The organism is Ideonella azotifigens (genome assembly GCF_006519715.1).
Taxonomy (GTDB): domain Bacteria; phylum Pseudomonadota; class Gammaproteobacteria; order Burkholderiales; family Burkholderiaceae_C; genus Ideonella; species Ideonella azotifigens.
This window is the reverse complement of record NZ_VIDT01000156.1, coordinates 1-9,701: the sequence shown is the minus strand read 5'-3', so window position 1 is coordinate 9,701 and position 9,701 is coordinate 1. Positions and strand designations below refer to the sequence as shown.

The following is a 9,701-nucleotide window of genomic DNA, read 5'->3' as shown; positions in this document are numbered from 1 at the left end:
GGCGCGGATGTCGGCGTCTTGGCAGCCGTGGGGTCGTTCGTCAGCGGGGCTTGAGCATCGGCCATGGAACGGGCAGCATGCGCTGCGTCAGCCACGAAGGCGGAACTGCGAGCATGCCATGGGAGCGGGAGCGCGAAAGTCACGCCGCCGTCATGCGCGCCGTTCGTCGGCCCGAGGCAGCCGCCCGGCGGCGGGTCAGCCAAAGCCTGCGGATAATCGTTGAAACCAAATCTTGCAGCAGCAGTCACAGCCGCGGCAGCGCGCCATTTCCATCCGTTTTCCCAAGGACATCGCAGTGAACCGTCGACACTTCGCCCTCAAGACCTCGAGCATGCTGCTGGCCGCCGGCCTGGCCGCCTGCAGCGAGAAGCCGGCCCAGGCCGCAGCGCCTTCGGCCACCAAGCTCAACCCGCAGCAGGCCTACGAGCTGTCGGCCAAGGCCCAGGGCTTCACCGTCGGCCCGGTGATGGCGGCCAACACCGTCTACGTCTACTTCGACACCACCTGCCCGCACTGCGGCCACCTGTGGGAACAGTCCAAGCCGCTGCACGGCAAGCTGAAGATGGTCTGGGTGCCGGTGCCCTACCTGCGCCCGCAGTCGCTCACCCAGGGCGCCACCATCCTCGCCGCCACCGACCCGGTCGCCGCGATGGAGCTGAACGAAACCCGGCTGATGGCACGCCAGGGCGGCATCGAAGTGAACCCCAACGCGGGCGACGCCGTGCTCGCCAAGGTCAAGGCCAACATGGCTTTGTTCGATCAAATGGGCGTGGACAGCGTGCCGCTGATCGTCTTCCGCAACAGCAAGACCGGCGAATACGGCAGCCAGACGGGGGCGCTGGAGACGGCGCAGCTGGCAGGCATGGTGGGGCTGTAAAGCGGCAAGGGCTGAGGCCTGCTGAAATCGGCCCGCGTTTCGTGGGTCAAGGCAGCAGCTTGCGCAAACCTGGCGCGGAGACGTCGTCGATGTGGCGAAAGGCCGGGGCGATCTTGTTCTGCTCCAGGTCCGAGACGCCCGAGGACTCAAAGGCGACGCGCCACTGGCGGGTTGCGCGCCACACCTGGGCCATCAATTCACTTGCCCGGGCCTGTGACAGCGTGAACCTGGGATGCGAAGCGAGCGCGTTGTCCAGCGTGGCAAGGCGGCCTTGCGGGCCAACGCCGAGGTGCAGGAAGCGCTCGGTCGAGAGGCTGGCGCGTGGCAGCACGTCGTACAGCGGACTGAGCCGCCAGCCCGGCAGCCGTGCGTCCCAGACAAAGCCATGGTTGCGCAGATGATCGTCGTCGTTGCTGACGAGGATGTTGTAGACCATGCGCTTGAACAGTTCTTCGTTGTCCTGGCGGATCACGCTGGGGTGGCAGTGGCGCCGCACCGCCTCGGCCAGGTCGGCATAGGCCTTGGTGCGTGACTCGGTTTCGTCGCAGGCCAGCATGGTGAGCCCGCTGACGAAGGCCATGCGATGTTCGGCTCGGTCTTCGCCGGGAGTCGTTGCCAGGAGGTCGTCTTTGGCATCCACGGCAGTACCCGGCGCGGCCCAGAAGCGGTCGAAGCGACGGATCAGCATGATGCGGCGCTGGCCCAGCATCAGCGTCCGCACCGGGGGCACATTCAGCCCTGCGGCACCTGCCAATTGCAGGGCGGCGCATTCGATGCCGGGCACGTCGAAGCTGTCGTGCGTGCTGGCAAACTTGGCCAGCCAGAGCACACCCGCTCCGTCCCGCACGGAAGCCTTGGGCCGCGCGCCGCCAAGCGCTGTACCGGCCATGAAAATGGCTTCCAAGTTTGCGGGCACGGGCTGCCCTTCCTCGATGCGATCAGCCGCCTCCAGCAAGTGCGCCAGCGTGTGCCATCCGCCAACCCCTGCGGCCGGGCCCTGGTCGAGGCCACTGCGAATGTCCAGCGCGCCGACCCGCTCGCTGCCAGCATGCAGCAGGTACTGCGACTCGGGCAAGCTGTTGGCCGGCACCTTGAGCTTGGCCTCGATCACGCGCCGGCCCCATGCGTCGGGTGCCGCATCCCGGATGCCGCCGAAAAATGACAGGTTCCGGACCGGCAACAACTGCTTGCCCAGCACCGCCGCCCGGTCCGAGATGCCGAGGCTCACGGGGTCGACTTCCTGGGCATCGTTGCGTCTGAGGTAGTTCAACCCGTAAGCAAAGCGGGACGCAAGCAGACGGTCGCCCTCCTCGGTCAGCAGCAGTTGACCGCACGGCGCCCAAGCGGTATCCAGGTGCATGAAGGCCGTGAGTCTGGATTCGCGGGCGGCCATCGTCTGAGAGTTCAGAAGTTCAGCGCTTCCAGTTCGGCAGCGCTCAGGTCGCGCACGCGCCTGGAGCGTTCGCGCACCTGCAGCGCAGCCAGCGCGGGATCGGCCTCGGTCATCAGATCGGCCAGCGTGCTGCCGGGGGCAATGGCTTCCAAGTAACGAAGCACCTGGCCAATGGCCAGGCCTGGATCGCCTTTTTCGAGCCGGTAGACGGTGTTGCGAGACAAACCAGCGCGCAATGCGGCGTCGGTCTGCTTGACCTTACGTGCCAGCCGCAGCCGGGCCAAACGCTGCCCGAGTTCGGCACTTTGGGCCAACTGGCTTTCGGATAAAACAGTGGATTGGGCGACTTTCATGCTCGTTAAATCGAGCATTAAGAGATCAATCCTCGATTTGACGAACATCATAGCGAGCTGGCGGCTTTTCCACCAGATTGCTCGTTAAATCGAGCTGCACGTCATTAATGCTCGATTTAACGAGCATTCGTCGAGCTACGCCCCAAACCGGATCAGCCCGCCATCAACTCCGCACTCGCAATCACCCCGCCCCCCAGGCAAACCTCGCCGTCGTACAGCACGGCGGACTGGCCCGGGGTGACGGCCCATTGGGCCTCGCTGAAGTTCAGCGCGAAACCGGTGCCGGCGCCTTCGGCCAGGGTGCAGGCGGCATCGGCTTGGCGGTAGCGGGCCTTGGCGCCTAGCTGGCCGGCGGTGGGCGCAGCGCCGGCGACCCAGCTGGTATCGGCGGCCACCAGGCTGCGGTACTGCAGCCAGGGGTGTTCGTGGCCTTGCACGACGTAAAGCGTGTTGCGCTCGAGGTCCTTGCGGGCGACGTACCAGGGCAGGTGCTCGCTGGTGGCGAGCCTCCTTCCATCCTTCACCCCGCCGATGCCCAGGCCCTGGCGCTGGCCCAGCGTGTAGAAGCTCAGGCCCACGTGTTCGCCCAGCTTGCGGCCGCGGTCGTCCAGGATCGGGCCGGGGGCGTGGTTGAGGTAGCGGTTCAGGAACTCGCGGAAGGGGCGCTCACCGATGAAGCAGATGCCGGTGGAGTCCTTCTTCTTTGCGTTGGGCAGGCCGATTTCCTCGGCCAGGCGGCGCACCTCGGTCTTGGGCAGCTCGCCAACCGGGAACAGCGTCCTGGACAGCTGGGCCTGGTTCAGGCGGTGCAGGAAGTAGCTCTGGTCCTTCAGCGGGTCAAGCCCCTTGAGAAGCTGATGCTGACCATTGACCTCGCGAACCCGCGCGTAGTGCCCGGTGGCGATCTTCTCGGCGCCCAGGCGCATCGCGTGGTCCAGGAAGGCCTTGAACTTGATCTCTGCGTTGCAGAGCACGTCGGGGTTGGGCGTGCGGCCGGCCTGGTACTCGCGCAGGAATTCGGCGAAGACGCGGTCCTTGTAGTCGGCGGCGAAGTTGACGTGCTCGATCTCGATGCCGATCACGTCGGCCACCGCGGCGGCGTCGACGAAGTCGATGTTGGATGAACAGTATTCGCTGTCGTCATCGTCTTCCCAGTTTTTCATGAAGATGCCGACGACCTCGTGGCCTTGCTGTTTCAGAAGCCAGGCGGAGACCGCGGAATCGACGCCGCCGGACAGGCCGACGACCACACGTTGTGGCGTCATATTTCGTATTGTAAAAAGATCGAACGGTCGTGCTTATTTGTGCAGCAATGGCCCCAGCCGCTGCACGCTTTCATGAGTGACCAGCGTGTCCATCGGAAAGCGCCGGCCAGCGGCGTGTTCTTCAATGCACTGCAGCACCAGCGGGCTGCGGTGGCGGGTGGCGCTTTCGCGCACCTCTTCTAGCGTCAACCAGAGGGTGCGCACGACCGGTTCGTCCAGCGCGCGGCCAGGCTCGGGCTCGCCCACCGCGCCGCAAAAAGCGAAGCGCAGGTAGTGGATGTCTTCGCCAGTGCGCGCATGCACCAGGCGGGCCAGGTAGACGCCCACCAATGCCTCTGGCACGAAGGGGCAGGCGGTCTCTTCCAGGGCTTCGCGGGCGACCGCTTCGGGCAGCGATTCGCCGGGCTCCAGGTGGCCGGCAGGGTTGTTCAGTTGCAGGCCTTGCGAGGTGTGTTCCTCGACCAGCAGGTAGCGGCCTTCACGCTCGATGATGGCGGCCACGGTGACGCTTGGTTTCCAGCGGTCTTCAGGCATGGCGCGATGGTATCCGGCGGCTCCGCGACACGTGCGGCAACGGGTTCTAGGGGGCCTCGCGGCGAGCGCGCGACACCCACGTCTTTCGCATGCCGGCGCCTCTCCTTATCTCCTGTAAGCTGAATGTCAGAGCAAGCAGCAGGCAGGCAAGGAACCCACTTCGGCCGCTGCACAGATTCCAGGCGTTGGAGAGGAGAGATCCATGCTGATTGGTGTACCGCTTGAGACAGCAGCGGGGGAGACGCGCGTCGCCGTGACGCCCGAAACGACGAAGAAGTTCGTGGCCCAGGGCCATGCGGTGAACGTGCAGTCCGGCGCGGGCCTGGCTGCCAGCGTGACGGACGTGGCTTATGAAGCGGCCGGCGCCACCATCGTCGACCGCAATGCCGCCTTTGGTGCCGAGCTGGTGCTCAAGGTGCAGCGGCCCTCGCAGGAAGAACTGGGGCTGATGAAGCCGGGCGCCGCACTGGTTGGCATGCTGAACCCCTTCGACAAGGCCGGCCTGGCGCAGATCGCCGCCGCAGGCGTGACCAGCTTCGCGCTGGAAGCCGCGCCGCGCACGACACGTGCGCAAAGCATGGACGTGCTGTCCTCGCAGGCCAACATCGCCGGCTACAAGGCCGTGATGATGGCGGCCAACCAGTACCAGCGCTTCTTCCCGATGCTGATGACGGCAGCCGGCACCGTGAAGGCCGCGCGTGTCGTCATCCTGGGCGTGGGTGTGGCCGGGCTGCAGGCGATTGCCACGGCCAAGCGGCTGGGCGCGGTGATCGAGGCGTCAGACGTGCGGCCTTCGGTGAAGGAGCAGGTCGAGTCGCTGGGCGCCAAGTTCATCGATGTGGCCTACGAGACGGCCGAGGAGAAGGAAGCCGCGGTCGGCGTGGGCGGTTATGCCAGGCCGATGCCGCCTTCGTGGCTCGCGCGCCAGCAGGTCGAAGTGGCCAAGCGCGTGGCTGCGGCCGACGTGGTGATCTCGACCGCGCTGATCCCCGGCCGCGCCGCGCCGGTGCTGATCACCGAGGAGATGGTCAAGGCGATGAAGCCGGGCTCGGTGATCGTCGACATCGCGGCCGGCAAGGGCCCCAACGGCCCGAATGGTGAAGCAGGCGGCAACTGCCCGCTGACCGAAGCCGGCAAGACCGTGATGAAACACGGCGTGACCCTCATCGGCGAAACCAACCTGCCGGCGCTGGTGGCGGCCGATGCGAGCGCGCTGTACGCCCGCAACGTGCTGGACTTCCTGAAGCTGGTGCTGACCAAGGAAGCGGGCTTCCAGGTGCCGCTGGACGACGACATCGTGGCCGCGTGCCTGATGACCCAGAACGGCGAAGTCAAAAAAGTCTGAGCGGCCTGCGAGGAGAACACCCATGGACGTCATTTCCCCCACCCTCACCAACCTGATCATCTTTGTGCTGGCCATCTATGTCGGCTACCACGTGGTCTGGACCGTGACCCCTGCACTGCACACGCCACTGATGGCGGTGACCAACGCGATCTCGGCCATCGTCATCGTCGGCGCGATGCTGGCCGCGGCGCTCACCGAAACCCCGGCCGGCAAGACGATGGGCGTGATCGCCGTGGCGCTGGCCGCGGTGAACGTCTTCGGTGGCTTCCTGGTCACGCGGCGCATGCTGGAGATGTTCAAGAAGAAAGAGCGCAAGGCGCCGGCGAAGGAGGGCGCGTGATGAGCATGAACTTGGTGACATTGCTGTACCTCATTGCGAGCGTCTGCTTCATCCAGGCCTTGAAAGGCCTGAGCCATCCCACCACGTCGATCCGCGGCAACCTGTTCGGCATGACCGGCATGACGATCGCGGTGCTCACCACCGCGGCGCTGATCTTCAAGCTGGCGGGCGATGCCGGCCTGTCGGCCACCGCCGGCCTGTGCTGGGTGCTGCTGGGCCTGGTGGTCGGCGGCAGCGCCGGGTCCATCATGGCCAAGCGGGTCGAGATGACCAAGATGCCGGAGCTGGTGGCCTTCATGCACAGCATGATCGGCCTGGCGGCAGTGTTCATCGCAGCCACCGTCGTCGCCGAGCCGTATGCCTTCCGCATCGTCGCCAAGGCCGCCGACGGCACCGTGCCGCCGATCCCTGGTGGCAACCGCATCGAACTGGCGCTGGGCGCCTTCATCGGCGCGGTGACCTTCTCGGGCTCGGTGATCGCGTTCGGCAAGCTCAGCGGCAAGTACAAGTTCCGCCTGTTCCAGGGTGCGCCGGTGACCTTTGCCGGCCAGCACTGGCTGAACCTGGCGCTGGGCCTGGCCTCGCTGTTCTTCATGTTCGGCTTCTGGCACTCGCAGAGCACGCTGGACTTCGCGCTGATCTGCGCGCTGGGCATCCTGATGGGCGTGCTGATCATCATCCCCATCGGCGGCGCCGACATGCCGGTGGTCGTCTCGATGCTCAACAGCTACTCGGGCTGGGCGGCCGCCGGCATCGGCTTCTCGCTGGACAACTCGATGTTGATCATTGCCGGCTCGCTGGTGGGCAGCTCGGGCGCGATCCTGAGCTACATCATGTGCAAGGCGATGAACCGCTCGTTCTTCAACGTGATCCTGGGCGGCTTTGGGGGCGATGCCACTGCGGCCGCAGCCGGCAGCGCCGTGCAGCGCAGCGTGAAGAGCGGCAGCGCCGACGACGCGGCCTTTGTGCTGGGCAATGCCGAGACGGTGGTCATCGTGCCGGGCTACGGCCTGGCGGTGGCCCGCGCGCAGCATGCGGTGAAGGAACTGGCCGCGAAGCTGACCGAGAAGGGCATCACGGTGAAGTACGCCATCCACCCTGTTGCCGGGCGCATGCCGGGCCACATGAACGTGCTGCTGGCCGAGGCCGAGGTGCCGTATGACCAGGTCTTCGAGATGGAAGACATCAACGGCGAGTTCGGCCAGGCCGACGTGGCCATCATCCTGGGCGCCAACGACGTGGTGAACCCCGCGGCGCTGACCAAGGGCTCGCCGATCTACGGCATGCCCATCCTGGAGGCCTACAAGGCCAAGACCATCATCGTCAACAAGCGCTCGATGGCGGCCGGCTACGCAGGGCTGGACAATGAGCTGTTCTACATGGACAAGACGATGATGGTGTTCGGCGATGCGAAGAAGGTCGTCGAAGACATGGTGAAGGCCATCGAGTAGACCCGGCCGCTCACCTCAACGGCCGGGCATTGCCCGGCTTTTTGCTGACCGGGCCGCGCAGTGCGCACAGCACTTGCAAGCCAGGACAGGCATTTGCCAAGACCCGCGGGCAAGCCCCGGCCCGCGTGTTCTCCTGCGCTATCGAATCCACCGATGCTGCAGCGCAGCGGCGCAGGACAAAATAGGGGGTTGGACATGGAGTTCTGGATGGAAAAAGTCTGGTTGAAGCAATATCCCGCAGGCGTGCCGGCCGAGGTCAAGACGGATGTCTATCCTTCGCTGGTGGCGCTGCTGGAAGAGAGCTTCCAGAAATACAGCCGCTTGCCCGCCTACAAGTTCATGGGCAAGAGCTACAGCTTCTCCCAGATCGACGAGCTTTCGCGTGCCTTTGCGGCCTACCTGCAGGCCAGCGGCCTGCAGCGTGGCGACCGCATCGCGGTGATGATGCCCAACGTGCCGCAGTACCCGGTCGCGGTGGCCGGCATCCTGCGGGCCGGCATGGTGGTGGTCAACGTCAACCCGCTCTACACGCCACGCGAGCTGGAGCACCAGCTGAAGGACTCGGGCGCCAAGGGCCTGATCATCCTGGAGAACTTCGCCCACACCTACCAGGCAGTGCAGGCCGCCGCGCCGATCCAGCACGTGATCCTGGCCGCGATGGGCGACACGCTGGGCTTCCTGAAGGGCGCCATCGTCAACTACGTGGTGCGCAAGGCCAAGAAGCTGGTGCCGCCGTTCGAGCTGCCCAAGGCACTGCGCTTCAACGACGCGATTGCCGCCGGCCGCAACAAGACCTTCACCGCGCCCGCCGTCGGGCCGGACGACATCGCGGTGCTGCAGTACACCGGCGGCACCACCGGCGTGAGCAAGGGCGCGGTGCTGCTGCACCGCAACCTGGTGGCCAATGTGCTGCAGTCCGAAGCCTGGTACCAGCCGGCGCTCGGCAAGGTGCCGGCCGGCGAGCAGCTGGTCACCATCTGCGCGCTGCCGCTCTATCACATCTTCGGCTTCAACACGAACATGATGCTGGGCCTGCGCATGGGCGGCTGCGGCATCCTGCTGGCCAACCCGCGCGACCTGCCCAGCGTGCTCAAGGAGCTGTCGAACGAGCGTTTCCACAGCTTCCCGGCGGTCAACACCCTCTTCAACGCGCTGGCCAACCACCCGGACTTCGACAAGGTGGACTGGAGCCACCTGAAGATCTCGGTGGGCGGCGGCATGGCGGTGCAGCAGGCAACGGCGCGGCTGTGGCTGGAGAAGACCGGCTGCCCGATCTGCGAGGGCTACGGCCTTTCGGAAACCTCGCCGGTGGCCTCGTGCAACCCGGTGGACGTGGCGGCCTACACCGGCACGATAGGCCTGCCGGTGCCCAACACCGAGCTGGCGCTGCTGGACGATGACGGCAACACCGTGCCGAATGGCCAGGCCGGCGAGATCGCGATCCGTGGCCCGCAGGTGATGGCCGGCTACTGGCAGCGGCCGGACGAAACCGCCAAGGTCATGACGGCCGACGGCTTCTTCCGCACCGGCGACGTGGGCGTGATGGACGAGCGCGGCTACTTCCGCATCGTCGACCGCAAGAAGGACATGATCCTGGTCTCGGGTTTCAACGTGTACCCGAACGAGATCGAAGACGTGATCACCCAGATGGCTGGCGTGCTGGAATGCGCTGCGGTAGGCGTGGCGGACGAAAAAGCCGGCGAGGCGGTGAAGGTCGTGATCGTGAAAAAAGACCCGGCATTGACCGAAGCCGACGTGCGCCACTGGTGCGAAGCGAATTTGACCGGTTACAAACGGCCACGTGTGATTGAATTCCGCACAGACCTGCCGAAGACTCCGGTAGGCAAGGTGCTGCGCCGCGAATTGCGCGACAAGCCCACGCCAGCCACAGCCCGCTGAAGACGGGCAAGGCTGTCCATAACGTCGTTGGGCGGGCCAGGGGCCCGCAGCAGGTCCCGTGATGAGCATTCACTATGTGAAGACCCCTGCCGGCCTGGCAGAGATCCAGACCAAGGCGGCCAGCCTCAGCCGGCCGGTGCGCAACCTGCTGCTGGTGATCAACGACAGCAAGCCTGACAGCTATTGGCTGCAGGCCGTCAACGGCGTGAGCGAAGCCGACCTGGCGCAGCTGCTGGCCGCAGGC

The 9,701-nt window shown here is 65.8% G+C and carries 10 protein-coding genes and 1 pseudogene; 6 read left to right on the top strand and 5 right to left on the bottom strand.

Annotation, left to right across the window (positions count from 1 at the left end):
• Nucleotides 1-248, bottom strand: a 248-nt coding sequence (locus FKP22_RS33415; protein WP_211361385.1) for a hypothetical protein, incomplete at its 3' end; no start/stop codon positions are given.
• A 47-nt stretch (nt 249-295) separates the two neighbouring features.
• Between FKP22_RS33415 and FKP22_RS11970 the strand changes: the two genes are divergently transcribed.
• A complete protein-coding gene (locus tag FKP22_RS11970) occupies nt 296-877 on the top strand; it encodes a thioredoxin fold domain-containing protein (RefSeq protein ID WP_141287720.1) in 582 nt (193 codons plus the stop codon).
• Between the two features lie 46 nt (nt 878-923).
• Here FKP22_RS11970 and FKP22_RS11965 read toward each other — a convergent pair whose 3' ends face one another.
• From FKP22_RS11965 to FKP22_RS11950, 4 genes are all read right to left on the bottom strand, one after another.
• Nucleotides 924-2,105, bottom strand: a complete 1,182-nt coding sequence (locus FKP22_RS11965; RefSeq protein ID WP_231010611.1) for a type II toxin-antitoxin system HipA family toxin — start codon at nt 2,103-2,105, stop codon at nt 924-926.
• 176 nt (nt 2,106-2,281) lie between these two features.
• Nucleotides 2,282-2,674 carry a helix-turn-helix domain-containing protein gene (locus tag FKP22_RS11960; RefSeq protein WP_231010610.1) on the bottom strand — a complete coding sequence of 131 codons (393 nt, stop codon included), beginning with the start codon at nt 2,672-2,674 and terminating at the stop codon, nt 2,282-2,284.
• 101 nt (nt 2,675-2,775) lie between these two features.
• The gene (gene mnmA / locus FKP22_RS11955) at nt 2,776-3,888 is read right to left on the bottom strand and encodes a tRNA 2-thiouridine(34) synthase MnmA (RefSeq protein WP_141287718.1); all 1,113 of its coding nucleotides are present in this window, start codon (nt 3,886-3,888) and stop codon (nt 2,776-2,778) included.
• Between the two features lie 33 nt (nt 3,889-3,921).
• Nucleotides 3,922-4,422: an NUDIX hydrolase gene (locus FKP22_RS11950; protein ID WP_141287717.1), complete on the bottom strand. Its 501-nt coding sequence runs from the start codon at nt 4,420-4,422 to the stop codon at nt 3,922-3,924.
• Between the two features lie 202 nt (nt 4,423-4,624).
• Between FKP22_RS11950 and FKP22_RS11945 the strand changes: the two genes are divergently transcribed.
• From FKP22_RS11945 to FKP22_RS11925, 5 genes and pseudogenes are all read left to right on the top strand, one after another.
• Nucleotides 4,625-5,767, top strand: coding sequence for an NAD(P) transhydrogenase subunit alpha (locus FKP22_RS11945; RefSeq protein WP_141287716.1), 1,143 nt, complete (start codon nt 4,625-4,627; stop codon nt 5,765-5,767).
• 22 nt (nt 5,768-5,789) lie between these two features.
• Entirely contained in the window at nt 5,790-6,107 is a 318-nt protein-coding gene (locus FKP22_RS11940) for an NAD(P) transhydrogenase subunit alpha part 2 (RefSeq protein ID WP_141287715.1), read from the top strand.
• Nucleotides 6,107-7,558 carry an NAD(P)(+) transhydrogenase (Re/Si-specific) subunit beta gene (locus FKP22_RS11935; protein WP_141287714.1) on the top strand — a complete coding sequence of 484 codons (1,452 nt, stop codon included), beginning with the start codon at nt 6,107-6,109 and terminating at the stop codon, nt 7,556-7,558. Before FKP22_RS11940 ends, FKP22_RS11935 begins: the two co-directional genes overlap by 1 nt.
• Nucleotides 7,559-7,765: 207 nt before the next feature.
• Nucleotides 7,766-9,457, top strand: coding sequence for a long-chain-fatty-acid--CoA ligase (locus FKP22_RS11930; protein ID WP_141287713.1), 1,692 nt, complete (start codon nt 7,766-7,768; stop codon nt 9,455-9,457).
• Between the two features lie 61 nt (nt 9,458-9,518).
• A pseudogene (locus FKP22_RS11925) lies at nt 9,519-9,701 on the top strand (hypothetical protein); the annotation flags it as partial.

Coding starts and splice junctions, on each gene's coding strand:
- FKP22_RS11960 (WP_231010610.1), bottom strand. CDS start 2,674: ATGATGTTCGTCAAATCGAGGATTGATCTCTTAATGCTCGATTTAACG.
- mnmA (WP_141287718.1), bottom strand. CDS start 3,888: ATGACGCCACAACGTGTGGTCGTCGGCCTGTCCGGCGGCGTCGATTCC.
- FKP22_RS11950 (WP_141287717.1), bottom strand. CDS start 4,422: ATGCCTGAAGACCGCTGGAAACCAAGCGTCACCGTGGCCGCCATCATC.
- FKP22_RS11945 (WP_141287716.1), top strand. CDS start 4,625: ATGCTGATTGGTGTACCGCTTGAGACAGCAGCGGGGGAGACGCGCGTC.
- FKP22_RS11940 (WP_141287715.1), top strand. CDS start 5,790: ATGGACGTCATTTCCCCCACCCTCACCAACCTGATCATCTTTGTGCTG.
- FKP22_RS11935 (WP_141287714.1), top strand. CDS start 6,107: ATGAGCATGAACTTGGTGACATTGCTGTACCTCATTGCGAGCGTCTGC.
- FKP22_RS11930 (WP_141287713.1), top strand. CDS start 7,766: ATGGAAAAAGTCTGGTTGAAGCAATATCCCGCAGGCGTGCCGGCCGAG.